The sequence below is a fragment of the Pelosinus fermentans DSM 17108 genome, from assembly GCF_000271485.2.
GTDB lineage: Bacteria > Bacillota > Negativicutes > DSM-13327 > DSM-13327 > Pelosinus > Pelosinus fermentans.
This window is the reverse complement of the sequence record NZ_AKVN02000001.1, coordinates 4,222,501-4,238,680: the sequence shown is the minus strand read 5'-3', so window position 1 is coordinate 4,238,680 and position 16,180 is coordinate 4,222,501. Positions and strand designations below refer to the sequence as shown.

Sequence of the window (16,180 nt, the reverse complement as noted above, 5' to 3'; positions counted from 1 at the left end):
CCTTACGTTGTTGCTTTTTATGTTAGATATTCTAGCTGCTAGAAATCACGTTCGTCATCAGCAGCGTTATCAGCGGCGTTGTGCTGAGGTCCTTTATGGTGAGAGCCATGCCTTGCATTCTTGAAGTCCTTTTTGAATGTTTCCGCATCAATTCCTAATTGAGCTGCGACATCTGACCAGGTATTATTGATCTTTTTTAATGCGAGTACATTTTTAATTGGTTTTTTACTAGCTGTAGCCAGCTGGCTTGCCATTCCAATATCATGAGGTTGGTAGCCGTCTTGAAGCAGGCTTAGGGCAGCTTTTTTATCGATTCCGGTTCTTTTGTTAAGCTGATCAGCAGCTAAATCTTGATGTGCATTTTTTATTTGCTCTTTTGTAATGCCTAGAGAATCAGCAACATCTTTCCAGTTGTTATCAGCCGTTTTTTTGCTTATGACACTGTCAATGGATTGGTTGCCGGCTTTGGCTAGAAATGCTGCCTTGCCAATATCTTTAAAGCTCATGCCATTATTGTTATACTTCAGAACAACCGATTGTTCAATACCAAATGTTTCAGAAATTCTTTTGGATACGATTTGTGGGTCCAATTGTTTTCTTGCTTCTTTTTGGTGATATGCTGAAGGTGTTTCTTGCTCCTCTGCCGCTTGGACAATAAAAGGACTAGCAGCACCTGCTATAATAAATGTACCAGCGACCATGGCGGCAATGGTTTTTCTATTTACTATTTTCATGTCAGATTCCCCCTGTATAATTGTCAGCCGTATTGGCTGCTGAGATCAGTATACAAAGAAGATATGACAAAGATATGACAGCTGCTATTTTATTTTATAATAGGGAGTGTGAAAGTAAAGGTGGATCCCTTGCCGACATGGCTATCAACGCTGATTTCACCTTGCATGGCGTGTACCAGTTTTTTAGTAATAGCAAGTCCAAGACCTGTACCACCATAGGTGCGCGCTCGTGATTTATCAGCTCGATAAAAGCGGTCCCATATATATGGGACATCGTCAGGAGAAATGCCTGGTCCTTGGTCAATAACAGAAATAGCAACTTGATGTTTTGTCACAGATAAGTGAATCGTGATAGTGGAGTTTTCAGGTGAATAGCGGATGGCATTTGTCAGCAGATTGGTAAATACTTGTTCTAGACGAATTGGATCACACCATACATAGGGCAATTGTTCTGGTATATCCGTTTCCAGAGTAAGATGCTTGGGATTAAGTAATGTTTCTATTTTAGTTGCTTCTGTTACTAACCAGGTTTGCAGATCCAGTTTTTCGCAAAGTATGGATAATTCGTCTGCTTCTAATTGGGATAGGTCAAGCAAATCACTAATTAAACGGTCAAGACGCTGGCTTTCTTGCAAAATCGTAGCAATATAGCGTTGCTGCTGCTCTGGTTTAGGAGCTAAACCGTCTAAGATTGTTTCAGATAAAGCTTGGATAGAGGTTACAGGAGTTTTTAATTCATGAGAAACATTAGCTAAGAAGTTTCGCCGGTTTTGTTCAATTTCAGCTAAGGAGTCTGCCATGGTATTAAAGGTGCGTCCTAAACCACCGATTTCATTATTGCCAATTGCTGTAGTGCGGCTATTATAATTGCCGTCTGCAAAATTTTTGGCAGCTTGGCTGATATTCGCAATCGGCTTGGTAAGGCTGCGGGCAATCAGAAATCCGGCAAGAATTGCGGTAATAATGCTGGCGAGCAAGGAGTAAAGCAAAGTCCTTTCTAAGGAGGACACGGTTTTGTTTACTCCCACAATAGGAGCATCTAAAAAAATTACAATGGGTGTTGGAGCCTCCGGTATAGCAAAGGTGACAACAATAGAAGGATCTCTCCGATAAGCAGGGCGTATCCAAGAATGAGGGCTGTCAGTAAACAAGTCAATGTACTCTTGCCGATCCTCTTGAAAACGTCTCGACCAATTATTGGGAGGGCGACCGGCAAGGACGGTACCTTTTTCGTTAATTAGCCAGATTCTTCCCCCGGCAAGTTCACTAATTCTGTCAAGAGCTTCATTAGTGGGAATATTGCCGGCTAAGAGATTCGGTGTTAATAGTTCTACCACTGCTTGACCTTTAAATAATAGATCATGCCGCTTGGTATCTACAGCATTGGATCGGACTAAATAGGACATAAACAATGTTAAGGTGATTGTACTTAATAAGATGATCCCAATATGAGAAAGAAGTATTTTGCTGAAAATAGAACGGATCATTTGCCTAGTACCTCAAATTTATAACCGATTCCCCATACCGTATGAATGTAGCTGTAATTTGAATTATGTAATTTTTGGCGCAGACGCTTAATGGTTGCATCCACTGTACGATCATCTCCGTCAAAGTCATAACCCCAGACATTTGTGAGGAGCTGCTCCCTGGAAAATGCAATCTGGGGATGGCGGGCGAGAAAAAATAACAGTTCAAATTCTTTAGGGGATAGGGAAGCTGACTGCCCGTTGCACTCGACTCCTTGCGATGCAGGATTAATCGAGAGTTCAGTAAAATCTAAGGTAACTCCATTTTGTTGTAATAAGCCGCTGCGGCGCAATACTGCTTTAATTCTCGCTACCAATTCTTTAGGACTGAAGGGTTTGGTAATATAGTCATCGGCTCCCAAGGAAAAACCCGTGATCTTATCAGATTCAGCGCTTTTAGCCGTCAAGAATATAACCGGCACGGAACGTTGAATGGTTTGACAAATATCCCAGCCTGATAGTTTTGGTAACATTACATCAAGGATTAATAAGTCAGGCTGTTCTTTTGTTTCTATGGCAATGGCGATATCACCATCTTCGGCCGTATAAACAATAAAGCCCTCTTTCTCCAAATATAATTTTACGACTTCACAAATAGCAGGTTCATCGTCAGCTACTAAAATTTTGATAGGCATATGCTCACCTCTATCATATTAATATTTAAAGCAGTATTTTTTTACCATATACTAATATTCTAATAGTATATATCATGAGTATAATAAGTCAATCATGGAAAATGGAAGAATGAAAGTCAACAGGTAATATTTAGTGAAATAGCCTCGCTATTATCCTGCCGTTTTAAAGCTGACACGGTACTAGATTGACAAGAGGTTAACGAGAAGACTATTATGGAATTAATAATTATGAAAGACAAGGAGAGTGCACAGTGCGTACTAGCATTTTAAATATGTTGCGTAAGTATTCAAATGAATATCTATCAGGTGAAGAAATAAGCAGGCAGCTGGCAGTATCTAGAACCGCGATTTGGAAGCATATCCAAACTCTCAAGCAAGGGGGATATGAAATTGAAGCTCATCCTCGACGCGGTTATCGACTAAAAAGTGTACCTGATTTTTTATTGCCTGATGAAATTCGCGATCAGCTGCAGACTAAGACCTTAGGACAAAAGGAAATCTTTTACTTTGAGAATATTGACTCTACTAACAATGAAGCAAAAAAACAAGCTAATTTAGGCTGTCATGAAGGAGCTATTGTACTATCAGAAATGCAAAATAGCGGTAGAGGCAGAATATCTCGCGGTTGGTTTTCTCCTGCGGGTAAAGGTATTTGGCTATCTGTGGTATTAAGACCGCCCTTTCACCCTTATGATGCACCGAAATGTACGCTGCTAGCTGCTGTGGCCGTAACAAAAGCGATTCGAAGCGTTACTCAGGTGCAATGTGGCATAAAATGGCCTAATGATATTTTATATGAAGGAAAAAAAATAGTTGGTATTTTGACAGAAATGAATGCTGAAATGGATGCGATTAATCATGTAGTAATTGGCATGGGAATTAATGTGAATATTAGTCAAGAGGAATTTCCCTTAGAACTTAGGCAAATCGCCACTTCTCTATCTGTTGCCGCCGATAAGCCGATACCCCGATTACCTTTGTTACAGGAGATTTTATCTGCCTTGGAAAAAGAATATCATAAAGTGATTCAGCATGGCTTTGTAGAAATGCTGGATGAATGGCGCGAGCTGTCTGTAACCTTAGGGCAAACTGTGGATATCATTGGGACAAGTAAAAAGTCTAGCGGTTTGGCAGTAGATATTGATAAGGATGGAGCATTGCTGGTTGAAATAGAAGGCCGGATAGAGAAGATTATTGCTGGTGATGTTTCTATACGGCCTCGCAGTAAAAAACTGCTTTGAGTAAATCGGGATACCATCTTGAAAAGTGATATCTTTTCCTTTTATAAATAAGTTGCAATAATATAGTTATACTAGAAAGAACACTGTTTAAGTTAGAAGTCTTCCTTTATATGTTGACAGGATGACGAACTGTTTATATACTGTCATGTGTGGGTTTTATCTTGAGTTTTTACGTAAATTTACAATGGGAGGCTAGACTCGATGCTATTAGTGTTTGATATAGGTAATACCAATATAGTACTTGGAGCATACGAAGGGGAAGAATTATTACAACATTGGCGGGTGTCAACTGATAGGCAAAAAACAGGCGATGAATATGGGATGTTAATTAATAATCTGTTTGCTTATGGTGGACTTAGTATTAAAGATATTTCTGAGGTCATCATTTCCTCCGTAGTACCGCCTCTTGTTGTACCCTTAGTCAAAATGTGCCAACGGTATTTTAAGGTGGAGCCTCTAGTGGTAGGGGCTGGTATTAGAACCGGTATTTTTATCAAATACGAAAATCCCAGAGAAGTAGGAGCTGACCGTATTGTAAATGCAGTTGCTGCACATCATAAATATAGTGGTCCTCTTATTATTGTTGATTTTGGTACAGCAACTACCTTCTGTGTCATCGGTGAAAATGGTGATTATTTAGGTGGTGCTATCTCTCCTGGTATTGGTATTTCTACTGAGGCTCTATTCCAAAGAGCAGCTAAATTGCCGCGAATTGAGCTGGTTAAACCGAAAAGTGTTATTTGCCGTAATACAGTTACCAGCATGCAGTCGGGTATTATTTATGGATTTGTTGGACAGGTCGAGGGAATTGTCAAACGAATGAAAGAAGAAATGGACCAAGATGCTTATGTTATAGCAACAGGTGGCTTAGCTAACCTGATTGCACAAGAAACTTCTGTAATTAATGCTGTGGAACATTTTTTAACATTAGAAGGATTACGAATTATTTACGATCTTAATAGGTAGACAAATGGATGATAGGTACTTGGTACTTAGAGGGGTGCTTGGTTTTCAGCCAGGTGGCGAGTATCAAGTATCAATTTTAATTTTAATACAATATAGAACGTATAGGATTTAGAACAAACGTTGAAACGCGAAGTTATGAAGATATACGAAGAACACGAAGACGTTTTATAGGGATCTTTGTGCGCTTCGTGTGTCTGCGTAAATGGCTTTGTATCTTCGTGTTTCAACCTTTTATTTTTTAGTAAGGAGTCGTTAGCGTATGCAAATTGGTGCAATTAAACTCGATAATCCTGTAATTCTAGCCCCGATGGCTGGTGTTACAGATCTGCCTTTTCGGCTATTGGCTAAAGAAATGGGCTGTGGTTTGGTGTATTCCGAAATGGTCAGTGATAAAGGTTTATTATATGAGAATTGCCAGACCTTGCACATGCTTCAAATTGATGAACGGGAACGCCCGGTGGCTATGCAGATCTTTGGTTCCGATCCCGATAGTATGGCAAAAGCTGCAATCCATGTCGAAAAATCAGGTGCTGATATTATTGATATTAACATGGGCTGTCCAACTCCCAAAATTACGAAAAATGGCAGCGGCTGTGCTTTAATGTGCCAGCCAGATTTGGTATATCAGATTATGGCGAGTGTAGTAGAAGCCGTACATGTGCCGGTTACTGTTAAAATTCGCAAGGGCTGGAGTGAAGACTCTGTGAATGCGGTTGAGATAGCTAAGCTGGCTGAGAAGGCAGGAATTGCTGCAATTGCTGTTCATGGTCGTACTAGAGAACAGTTTTATACAGGTGAGGCCGATTGGAGTATTATACGCCAAGTTAAAGAGAGTGTAGTGATACCCGTAATTGGTAATGGGGATATCCGTACGCCTTATGATGGGAAAAAAATGTTGGAGCAAACAGGTTGTGATGCCATAATGGTGGGGCGGGGAGCACAAGGGAATCCTTGGATCTTTCGTCAAATAACCCATTATTTAGCCTCAGGAGAGATTTTACCGCCACCGAGTATGGAGGAACGTTTTTCTCTATTGTTAAGGCATTTGGATATGTTAGTGGAGCATAAAGGTGAACATATTGGAGTTAGAGAAATGCGCTGTCATGGAGCATGGTATACAAAGGGAATGCCTCATTCCGCTGAGCTGCGTTTAAAATTTAATCAAGCGGTGAGCAAAGACGATTTTATTGCGGTATTGAAGCAGTTTTCGTAATAGTAACGGTGGGGTGGCTTATTTATATTTGTTAAATTCGAAAAAAAATGCTAAAATATGTATGTGCACAACCTTGTGCACATATACTATATATTAGATTAGATAAATCAATATTCATCATATAACAGCTTGAATTTGTATTGGGATGTACTGTAGGAGAGGATAGCAGATGTTATTGCGGATTGGTGAAAAGATCATAAATCGCCAAAAGATCAACCAGATCATCGACGAAATGTTCAATTTACGCAGCCAAGGTTTTTCTCAACAGGAAGTTGCTAACCGTGTAGGTATCGACCGAACCGTTATTTCTAAATTAGAAACACTAGGAGAAGTTCGAAAGGGCGGAAAAGTGGCTTTAGTGGGCTTTCCTATTGAGAATTGTGAAGAGCTGCGATTAATGGCTAAACAGGAAGGAATTGATTATTCCTTATTGCTGTCGGAACAGGAACGCTGGGATTTTGTACAGAAAAAAAGCGGTATTGGTCTTTTTAACACCATTATGGAAATCATTGCTACATTGCGTAACTATGACATTGTTATTATATTAGGTTCAAATCTAAGAATTAAATTAATGGAGACCCTATTGGATAAGGAAGTTATTGGTATACAAATTGGCGAATCCCCCATTGCAGAGAATAAATATGTAGATCCAGAGAGTATTAAAAGTATTGTGCAGCAGTTGTTTAGATCATAGAGGGAGTATACATATTATGAAGCGGGTTATCAGTATCAGTTTGGGGTCGTCAAAGCGCGACCATCAAGCTATGACGGAATTTGGTGGAGAAATGTTTTCCATTGAGCGGATAGGAACGGATGGAGATAAAAATAAGGCTATACAATTAATTAAGGAACTAGATGGTAAAGTGGATGCCTTTGGCATGGGCGGGACAGACTTATACATATATGCTGGAAAGAAAAGATATACGTTTAAAGAGTCATCCCGAATTGCTGCAGCAGCTAAACATACTCCTATTGTTGATGGCAGTGGTGTTAAAAATACTCTTGAACGAAGAGTCGTACAACATTTGAAGGAAAAAGAAGGCATAACCTTTAATGATAAACAGGTTTTAGTTGTTTGTGCAGTAGATCGATTTGGATTAGCAGAAGAATTAGTAGCTGCAGGCAGTCAAGTGGTATTCGGTGATTTGTTATTTGGTTTAGGCTTGCCTATTCCAATCCGTAAATTGGGGACTTTGGCAATATTGGCGCGGGTGATAGCGCCTATTATAACGAGACTGCCAATTGAAATGTTTTATCCTACAGGTGAAAAGCAAACGCAAAATATTCCGCGTTTCAGCCAATATTTTGAACAAGCAGAATTCATAGCAGGAGATTTTCATTTTATTCGCAGATTTATGCCGATGAGCCTGCAGGGAAAATCAGTTATTACCAATACTGTTACCCAAAAAGATGAAGAATTGCTTCGCGATCGGGGAGTAAAAACATTGATAACGACGACACCGGAAATTGGTGGTCGCTCATTAGGGACAAATGTATTAGAAGCTATTTTGGTTACTTTATTAGGTAAACGTCCAGAAGAAATTACGGCGGTGGACTATGGACGTATCTTGAAGGAATTAGAGATTATGCCGCGAATTAAACGGCTTTCTGATTGAAAGGAGAATATTTCATGGAAAAATTTGCCTTTGTCTTACATCCGCTCACTGCTAAAGATGTTAGTCGAAAATTTGCATTTACCAAGAATTGGCCAGATAGTTTAGTTGAGGGAGTACTCAAATATCTTCCTCCTTTTAAAACTTCACATATTACAGGAATAGAATCAACATCATCTCAAGGTGAAGGTTGGTTTGTTACATGTCCTTTAACGTCGCAGCAAATGGTAGAGATGCCTGAAAGATATGTTGTTGAGAAGATCATCAAAGCAGGAAAAGTAGCAGAAAAGCTAGGTGCAAAAATCGTTGGCTTAGGTGCCTTTACCTCAATTGTAGGAGATGCGGGTATTACTGTTGCCAAAAACTTAAATATTGCTGTAACGACAGGGAATAGCTATACTGTTGCTACTGCTCTTGAAGGTACGAGGCAAGCTGCTAAAATTATGGGTATTGATTTAGAACGAGCCAACGTATTAGTTTTAGGTGCGACTGGTTCTATTGGTGCGGCTTGTGCTCAAATCTTAGCGAGGGAAGTTCGATATTTAACATTAGCTGCACGCAACGAAGACAAGTTGGAAAAACTTGCTGAACAAATTTTGCGTAAAACAGGTTTAGCTGCAAAAGTAACTGCAAATACTAAATCTGCTTTAAAGTCAGCTGATATTATTATTGCTGTAACAAGTGCAGTAGACAGTATTATTGAACCAGAAGATTTAAAATCAGGCGCAATTGTTTGTGATGTAGCCAGACCGCGGAATGTTTCACGGCGTGTGGCCCAAATGCGCAAGGATATATTAGTAATTGAAGGTGGCGTCGTTGAGGTCCCTGGAGATGTCAATTTTGGACTGAATTTTGGCTTTCCCGATGGTACGGCCTATGCATGTATGGCAGAAACGATGATTCTGTCTTTAGAGCAGCGGTATGAGAATTTTACGTTAGGTCGAGACTTAACAGTAAAGCAGGTAGAAACAATTGAGAACTTAGCTAAAAAACATGGTTTTAAATTAGCTGGTTTTCGCAGTTTCGAAAAAGCAATTACAGCAGATGAAATTGCAGCGATTAAAGCAAATGTAGTTATTAATAAACAAGAACAGAAGAGAGGAATTGGTTAGAAATCATTGACAAATAGGATGTTTATACCTATAATTAAGTGCATATTAAGTTGGGCTTCTGACCTGCTGCCAAAAGTGTCAAGTTATTCACTTGGCACTATTTATATTGTCTCGTAGATCGATATTTAATTATTGCAATTTTTGATGATTTTGTAGTAGCAAAAGGGACTATACCTAGAATAAGATAAATCGTTAAGAATCAAAATAAAAGGAGAGCAGAAAGCATGGCTGAAAAGCAATTTATTCTCACTGCAGAAGGATTAAAGAAGATAGAGCAGAAATTTGAATATCTAAAATCCGTGCGTCGTCGGGAAGTCGCTGAAAGAATTAAACAAGCTATTGAATTTGGTGATATCAGTGAAAACTCCGAATATGAGGATGCAAAAAATGAACAAGCCTTTATTGAGGGCGAAATTATAACATTAGAAAAGATGCTTCGAAACAGCAAGGTCATTGATGAACAGGAAATTAAGACAGATGTAGTTTCCATTGGAGTTACAGTTGTTTTAAAAGACCTAGAATTTGGTGATGAATTTGAATATACTCTTGTTGGTTCAGCAGAGGCTGATCCAGTTGAATTTAAAATTTCAAATGAATCACCTGTAGGGCAAGCGATCTTGGGTCAAAAGATTGGCAGTATTGTTGAGGTAAATGTGCCAGCTGGTATTTTAAAATATGAAGTAATTGATATTAAACGCAATTTATAATATTCTTCTTTATAAAATGCCAAAATGGACGAGTTAGGGGAGAAATCATAAAATGACAGAAGTGCAGAATCAAGAAATTGAAAAAAGTGAAGAATTAAATGAACTGATGCGTGTTCGCCGAGAAAAAATGACAGCATTTGAAGCACAGGGAATTGAACCTTTTGCTCGTAAATATGATGTTACGATCCATGCGAATGAAGTACTTGCTAATTTTGAACAATTAGAAGGTCAATCAGCAAGAATTGCCGGCCGTATTATGGCCGTTCGTGGGCACGGTAAAACTAGTTTCGTTCATTTGATGGACATGTCTGGTAAAGTGCAAGCTTATTTTCGCCAAGATGTTGTTGGCGAAGCTGAATATGATAAATTCAAGCTTCTTGATATTGGTGATATTATAGGAATTGAAGGCGTTATCTTTAAAACGCAACGCGGGGAAATTAGCTTAAAAGCAACTAGTTTTGAAATTTTAGCAAAGTCTCTTAGACCGCTGCCTGAAAAATGGCATGGATTAAAAGATGTTGAAACTCGTTATCGCCAGCGTTATCTGGATCTTATTGTGAATCCAGAAGTTAGAAATACATTCGTGACTCGCAGCAAGATCATTAAATCCTTACGGAGCATCTTGGACAAACGTGATTACCTAGAAGTTGAAACTCCAATGATGCATCCTATAGCGGGTGGGGCTGCTGCTCGTCCCTTCGTTACTCATCACAACGCATTGGATATGGATTTATTCTTACGGATTGCTCCTGAGTTATATTTAAAGCGTTTGATTGTTGGTGGTTTTGAAAGAGTATATGAAGTTGGGCGTGTATTTAGAAATGAAGGTATTTCTGTTAGACATAACCCCGAGTTTACTATTGTTGAACTCTATCAAGCATATTCTGACTATCAAGACCTCATGCGGTTAACAGAAGATGTTGTATCGGGTATAGCATTAGAAGTGTTAGGCACTACGCAGATTACCTATCAGGGTCAAGAAATTGATCTTGCTCCTCCTTGGAATAGGCTGACTATGACTGAGGCGGTTAAGAAGTATACAGACGTTGATTTTGATACTGTTGCTACTCTCGAAGAAGCGAGAGCAATTGCTGCTAAACTAGGTGTGAAATATGAAAACAAAAATGGTATTGGTGGAATATTAAATAATGTCTTTGAAGAAAAAGTAGAAGAACATTTAATTCAACCTACCTTTATTATTGGACATCCTACAGAAATTTCTCCTTTAGCTAAACGAAATAAAGAAAATCCTGAAATCACGGATCGCTTTGAAGTATTTGTCTTCGCACGTGAATTAGCAAATGGCTTTTCTGAGTTAAATGATCCTATTGATCAGGAAGGACGCTTCGCTTCTCAAGTCGAGCAGCGTGAATCAGGCGATGATGAAGCTCACATGATGGATCATGATTATGTGAATGCGTTAGAGTATGGCTTGCCACCAACAGGTGGTTTAGGTATTGGTATTGATCGTTTAGTTATGCTGCTGACCGACAGTCCTTCTATTCGAGATGTATTGTTATTTCCTCATATGCGGCATAAAGAATAGAGAAAAAACAAGAAAAGCGAGCGCTAGCTCGCTTTTCTTATAAGTAAAAAAGTATGTTAGGTGCGAAAAAATGAGATTTTATGAACCACAAAGGTACAATGCCGCCGATGCGGCACACAAAGGAGTGCACAAAAAAATATATAAACCCCTTTGTGTCCTTTGCGCCTTAGTGGTTCGGTTTTAGCCGATCTGTTCTTCATATTCTTCGCGTCTTCGCGGTTCAAAAGGTTTATGTTTTTAAGACCCGCGATAGCGGGCTTTCTTACGGAAGAATAATTTAAAGAATAAAGGGATAGCTATATTGACAAGATAGTACTAAAATGATAAAATGATATTCGCGCTACAGAAACATGCCAGATGTTGGTAACAGAAAAACAAAAAGATAACATTGACATGTCGATGAATGTGTGATAGTATATATAAATGTCGGCGGTTGAAAAACTTCGAAAAGTTTACCAACAATCGAATGTGTTCCTTGAAAACTAAACAATGTAAGTAAGGTTAAAATAAGCCAGATGTGCGGTACTCGTTTTCGAGTGCGAAACAAAGTTGTTCTGCGAAAGCGAGAACAACACAAACAAGTTTTTTAAAGAGCCATCAAGGTTCTTCATAATATAACTTTTATGGAGAGTTTGATCCTGGCTCAGGACGAACGCTGGCGGCGTGCCTAACACATGCAAGTCGAACGGAGATTTCAGCAATGGAATTTTAGTGGCGAACGGGTGAGTAACGCGTAGACAACCTACCTTCTAGCTGGGGACAACACTGCGAAAGTGGTGCTAATACCGAATGTTGTATTTTGAATGCATATTTAAAATACTAAAGGTGGCCTCTATTTATAAGCTATCACTAGAAGATGGGTCTGCGTCTGATTAGCTAGTTGGTGAGGTAATGGCTCACCAAGGCGACGATCAGTAGCCGGTCTGAGAGGATGAACGGCCACACTGGGACTGAGACACGGCCCAGACTCCTACGGGAGGCAGCAGTGGGGAATCTTCCGCAATGGACGAAAGTCTGACGGAGCAACGCCGCGTGAGTGAAGAAGGTTTTCGGATCGTAAAACTCTGTTTTCAGGGACGAATGTGTGGATTGTAAATAATGGTTCATAATGACGGTACCTGACAAGAAAGCCACGGCTAACTACGTGCCAGCAGCCGCGGTAATACGTAGGTGGCAAGCGTTGTCCGGAATTATTGGGCGTAAAGCGCGCGCAGGTGGGATAATCAGTCTGATGTTAAAGTTCGGGGCTTAACCCCGTGAAGCATTGGATACTGTTATTCTTGAGTGCAGGAGAGGAAAGTGGAATTCCTAGTGTAGCGGTGAAATGCGTAGATATTAGGAGGAACACCAGTGGCGAAGGCGACTTTCTGGACTGTGTCTGACACTGAGGCGCGAAAGCCAGGGTAGTGAACGGGATTAGATACCCCGGTAATCCTGGCCGTAAACGATGGGTACTAGGTGTTGGGGGTATCGACCCCTCCAGTGCCGGAGTTAACGCAATAAGTACCCCGCCTGGGGAGTACGGCCGCAAGGTTGAAACTCAAAGGAATTGACGGGGGCCCGCACAAGCGGTGGAGTATGTGGTTTAATTCGACGCAACGCGAAGAACCTTACCAAGGCTTGACATCGTCTGATGATCCTAGAGATAGGAAGTTCTTCTTCGGAAGACAGATAGACAGGTGGTGCATGGCTGTCGTCAGCTCGTGTCGTGAGATGTTGGGTTAAGTCCCGCAACGAGCGCAACCCTTATCCTATGTTGCCAGCACGTAAAGGTGGGAACTCATGGGAGACTGCCGTGGATAACACGGAGGAAGGTGGGGATGACGTCAAGTCATCATGCCCCTTATGTCTTGGGCTACACACGTACTACAATGGGCTTAAATAGAGGGTAGCGAAGCCGCGAGGTGAAGCCAAACCCAAAAACAAGCTCTCAGTTCGGATTGCAGGCTGCAACTCGCCTGCATGAAGTCGGAATCGCTAGTAATCGCAGATCAGCATGCTGCGGTGAATACGTTCCCGGGCCTTGTACACACCGCCCGTCACACCACGAAAGTTGAGAGCACCCGAAGCCGGTGAGGTAACCAGCAATGGAACCAGCCGTCGAAGGTGAGATCAGTGATTGGGGTGAAGTCGTAACAAGGTAGCCGTATCGGAAGGTGCGGCTGGATCACCTCCTTTCTATGGAGATTTGAAGGATGAAATACTCTTTCATATCCAAGGTCGACACATCTGGTTGTTCACTTTTGCTTACATTGCTTAGTTTTGAGGGAATACCTCTACGGGCCTATAGCTCAGCTGGTTAGAGCGCACGCCTGATAAGCGTGAGGTCAATGGTTCGAGTCCATTTAGGCCCACCATTTATTCGTCCACTTGGATTCGAGGTTTTAATAACTCGAATTTTTTTAGTCGGGTAAATGAAAAGATGTTAGTATTTTATACTAACATATAGAATACGGGGGATTAGCTCAGCTGGGAGAGCACCTGCCTTGCACGCAGGGGGTCAACGGTTCGATCCCGTTATCCTCCACCATTTATTAAATGTTCTTTGAAAACTGCACAGAAGAAAGCGACGTAATTAATTCTAATAGCAATATTAGGGTGATTACCGAGCATGTTAGGATTTTTTGAAACATGTATATTCTTGTTTTAGTACTCGAATATACCACCAAGTAAAGGTTGGCAAGAAGCTGTCAGATGCTAGGCGGAGCGAGGACAAGAGTGAGTCGTACTTCTGTACGTCGAACGAATGCCCACAGCGACAACAACGCAGATGATAGGTTATTGACAACCGAGTAACGAGACAATAAGTCAAGTTATGAAGGGCATACGGTGGATGCCTTGGCGCCAAGAGCCGAAGAAGGACGGGGTAAGCTCCGAAAAGTCACGGGGAATCGCAAGCAGGTATTGATCCGTGAATATCCGAATGGGGAAACCCAACAATGGTAATGCATTGTTACCCATGGCTGAGACCATGAGGAGGGCACCTGGGGAACTGAAACATCTAAGTACCCAGAGGAAAAGTAATCAAGCGAGATTCCCTAAGTAGCGGCGAGCGAACGGGGAAGAGCCCAAACCGATTCAGTTTACTGATTCGGGGTTGAGGACCAGCATAATTCAAGTCAGGCTTAGTCGAACTACCTGGAAAGGTAGACCATAGGGGGTAACAGTCCCGTAGACGAAAAGCAGAGCAAGATGGCTGAGATCCAGAGTACCACGAGACACGTGAAACCTTGTGGGAAGCAGGGGGGACCACCCTCCAAGGCAAAATACTCCTTGGCGACCGATAGCGTATAGTACCGTGAGGGAAAGGTGAAAAGCACCCCGGGAGGGGAGTGAAAAAGAACCTGAAACCGTATGTCTACAAGCAGTCGAAGACCCTTATGTGGTCGACGGCGTGCCTATTGAAGAATGAACCGGCGAGTTACAGTAACTAGCGAGGTTAAGCAGAAGATGTGGAGCCGCAGCGAAAGCGAGTCTTAATAGGGCGATTAGTTAGTTGTTGTAGACCCGAAACCGCAGTGATCTATCCATGGCCAGGTTGAAGCGCAGGTAAAATTGCGTGGAGGACCGAACCCGTGAACGTTGAAAAGTTTTGGGATGAGTTGTGGATAGGGGTGAAATGCCAATCGAACGCGGAGATAGCTGGTTCTCCCCGAAATAGCTTTAGGGCTAGCCTCAAGAAATAAGTACAGACGGTAGAGCTCTGATTGGGCTAGGGGCCTTATAGGTTACCGAACTCTGTCAAACTGCGAATGGCTGTACTCGGACCTTGGGAGTCAGACTGCGAATGATAAGATCCGTAGTCAAGAGGGAAACAGCCCAGACCATCAGCTAAGGTCCCCAATGCCGTACTAAGTGGCAAAGGATGTGGAACTTCAGAAACAACCAGGATGTTGGCTTAGAAGCAGCCACCATTTAAAGAGTGCGTAATAGCTCACTGGTCGAGAGGTTTTGCGCCGAAGATGTCCGGGGCTAAAGTACGGAACCGAAGCTATGGATTTGTATCGTAAGATACAAGTGGTAGGGGAGCGTTCTATACGCATCGAAGCAGTACCGTAAGGAGCTGTGGAGTATATAGAAGTGAGAATGCCGGTATGAGTAGCGAAAAGACAAGTGAGAATCTTGTCCACCGAAAGCCTAAGGTTTCCTGAGCAACGCTCGTCGTCTCAGGGTAAGTCGGGGCCTAAGCCGAGGCGTAAATGCGTAGGCGATGGACAACTGGCAAACATTCCAGTACCACCCACATCCGTTTGAGTGATGGAGTGACACAGAAGGGTAAGTAATCGCGTGAATGGAAGAAACGCGTCTAAGCTTGTAGGGTGTTTAGTAGGCAAATCCGCTAAACGTTAAGCCTGAGGAGTGACGGGGAGTTGACCGCAAGGTTGATGAACTTACTGATCCCATGCTGTCAAGAAAAGCTTCTAGCGAGGCTGTGGGTGCCCGTACCGCAAACCGACACAGGTAGGCGGGGAGAGAATCCTAAGGTGCGCGGGAAAACCCTCGTTAAGGAACTCGGCAAAATGTCCCCGTAACTTCGGGAGAAGGGGAGCCTTTTTAGGTGATTACCCTTGCGGTATGAGCTAAAGAAGGTCGCAGAAAAGAGGCCCAAGCGACTGTTTACCACAAACACAGGTGCCTGCTAAAGCGAAAGCTGACGTATAGGTGCTGACACCTGCCCGGTGCTGGAAGGTTAAGGGGAGTGCTTAGACGTAAGTCGAAGGTGTGAACTGAAGCCCCAGTAAACGGCGGCCGTAACTATAACGGTCCTAAGGTAGCGAAATTCCTTGTCGGGTAAGTTCCGACCCGCACGAAAGGTGTAACGACTTGGGCACTGTCTCAACGAGGGACCCGGTGAAATTGAAATACCTGTGAAGATGCAGGTTACCC

Annotated in this window: 11 protein-coding genes, 2 tRNA genes and 2 rRNA genes (1 of these 15 cut by a window edge); 12 read left to right on the top strand and 3 right to left on the bottom strand. The window is 41.9% G+C overall.

All coding sequences use genetic code 11. From position 1 onward, the window contains the following. Positions 1-38: 38 nt before the first annotated feature. From FR7_RS19600 to FR7_RS19590, 3 genes are all read right to left on the bottom strand, one after another. Positions 39-734 carry a hypothetical protein gene (locus FR7_RS19600; protein WP_007932287.1) on the bottom strand — a complete coding sequence of 232 codons (696 nt, stop codon included), beginning with the start codon at positions 732-734 and terminating at the stop codon, positions 39-41. Between the two features lie 89 nt (positions 735-823). Beyond that, entirely contained in the window at positions 824-2,221 is a 1,398-nt protein-coding gene (locus tag FR7_RS19595; protein WP_007932286.1) for a sensor histidine kinase, read from the bottom strand. After that, complete coding sequence (locus FR7_RS19590) at positions 2,218-2,895, bottom strand: response regulator (RefSeq protein ID WP_007932285.1); 678 nt, start codon at positions 2,893-2,895, stop codon at positions 2,218-2,220. Before FR7_RS19590 ends, FR7_RS19595 begins: the two co-directional genes overlap by 4 nt. A 251-nt stretch (positions 2,896-3,146) precedes the next feature. On the opposite strand from FR7_RS19590, the gene FR7_RS19585 reads away from it, so the two are divergent. The 12 genes from FR7_RS19585 to FR7_RS19530 form a co-directional block, all read left to right on the top strand. Then, positions 3,147-4,136, top strand: a complete 990-nt coding sequence (locus tag FR7_RS19585) for a biotin--[acetyl-CoA-carboxylase] ligase (protein ID WP_007932284.1) — start codon at positions 3,147-3,149, stop codon at positions 4,134-4,136. A gap of 201 nt (positions 4,137-4,337) precedes the next feature. Then, positions 4,338-5,102, top strand: coding sequence for a type III pantothenate kinase (locus FR7_RS19580; protein ID WP_007932283.1), 765 nt, complete (start codon positions 4,338-4,340; stop codon positions 5,100-5,102). Positions 5,103-5,361: 259 nt separating this feature from the next. Beyond that, positions 5,362-6,315 (top strand): tRNA dihydrouridine synthase DusB, encoded by a 954-nt coding sequence (dusB, locus tag FR7_RS19575; protein WP_007932282.1) that lies wholly within the window; start codon positions 5,362-5,364, stop codon positions 6,313-6,315. Between the two features lie 169 nt (positions 6,316-6,484). After that, positions 6,485-7,009, top strand: coding sequence for a hypothetical protein (locus FR7_RS19570; RefSeq protein ID WP_007932280.1), 525 nt, complete (start codon positions 6,485-6,487; stop codon positions 7,007-7,009). A 16-nt stretch (positions 7,010-7,025) separates the two neighbouring features. Further along, a complete protein-coding gene (locus FR7_RS19565; protein WP_007932278.1) occupies positions 7,026-7,931 on the top strand; it encodes a hypothetical protein in 906 nt (301 codons plus the stop codon). A gap of 14 nt (positions 7,932-7,945) precedes the next feature. Further along, complete coding sequence (locus tag FR7_RS19560; protein ID WP_007932277.1) at positions 7,946-9,040, top strand: saccharopine dehydrogenase NADP-binding domain-containing protein; 1,095 nt, start codon at positions 7,946-7,948, stop codon at positions 9,038-9,040. A 224-nt stretch (positions 9,041-9,264) separates the two neighbouring features. Next, positions 9,265-9,747 (top strand): transcription elongation factor GreA, encoded by a 483-nt coding sequence (greA, locus tag FR7_RS19555; protein ID WP_007932275.1) that lies wholly within the window; start codon positions 9,265-9,267, stop codon positions 9,745-9,747. A 52-nt stretch (positions 9,748-9,799) separates the two neighbouring features. After that, the gene (lysS, locus tag FR7_RS19550; protein WP_007932273.1) at positions 9,800-11,293 is read left to right on the top strand and encodes a lysine--tRNA ligase; all 1,494 of its coding nucleotides are present in this window, start codon (positions 9,800-9,802) and stop codon (positions 11,291-11,293) included. 620 nt (positions 11,294-11,913) lie between these two features. Continuing rightward, a 16S ribosomal RNA gene (locus FR7_RS19545) occupies positions 11,914-13,471 on the top strand. A 102-nt stretch (positions 13,472-13,573) separates the two neighbouring features. Next, positions 13,574-13,650, top strand: a tRNA-Ile gene (locus FR7_RS19540). Positions 13,651-13,747: 97 nt separating this feature from the next. Then, positions 13,748-13,823: transfer RNA gene (locus tag FR7_RS19535), tRNA-Ala, on the top strand. A 276-nt stretch (positions 13,824-14,099) separates the two neighbouring features. Beyond that, positions 14,100-16,180: ribosomal RNA gene (locus FR7_RS19530) — 23S ribosomal RNA — on the top strand; it runs 852 nt beyond the window's last position. Together the 16S and 23S rRNA genes with 2 tRNA genes alongside form the textbook arrangement of a ribosomal RNA operon.

Coding starts and splice junctions, on each gene's coding strand:
- FR7_RS19600 (WP_007932287.1), bottom strand. CDS start 734: ATGAAAATAGTAAATAGAAAAACCATTGCCGCCATGGTCGCTGGTACA.
- FR7_RS19595 (WP_007932286.1), bottom strand. CDS start 2,221: ATGATCCGTTCTATTTTCAGCAAAATACTTCTTTCTCATATTGGGATC.
- FR7_RS19590 (WP_007932285.1), bottom strand. CDS start 2,895: ATGCCTATCAAAATTTTAGTAGCTGACGATGAACCTGCTATTTGTGAA.
- FR7_RS19580 (WP_007932283.1), top strand. CDS start 4,338: ATGCTATTAGTGTTTGATATAGGTAATACCAATATAGTACTTGGAGCA.
- dusB (WP_007932282.1), top strand. CDS start 5,362: ATGCAAATTGGTGCAATTAAACTCGATAATCCTGTAATTCTAGCCCCG.
- FR7_RS19570 (WP_007932280.1), top strand. CDS start 6,485: ATGTTATTGCGGATTGGTGAAAAGATCATAAATCGCCAAAAGATCAAC.
- FR7_RS19565 (WP_007932278.1), top strand. CDS start 7,026: ATGAAGCGGGTTATCAGTATCAGTTTGGGGTCGTCAAAGCGCGACCAT.
- FR7_RS19560 (WP_007932277.1), top strand. CDS start 7,946: ATGGAAAAATTTGCCTTTGTCTTACATCCGCTCACTGCTAAAGATGTT.
- greA (WP_007932275.1), top strand. CDS start 9,265: ATGGCTGAAAAGCAATTTATTCTCACTGCAGAAGGATTAAAGAAGATA.
- lysS (WP_007932273.1), top strand. CDS start 9,800: ATGACAGAAGTGCAGAATCAAGAAATTGAAAAAAGTGAAGAATTAAAT.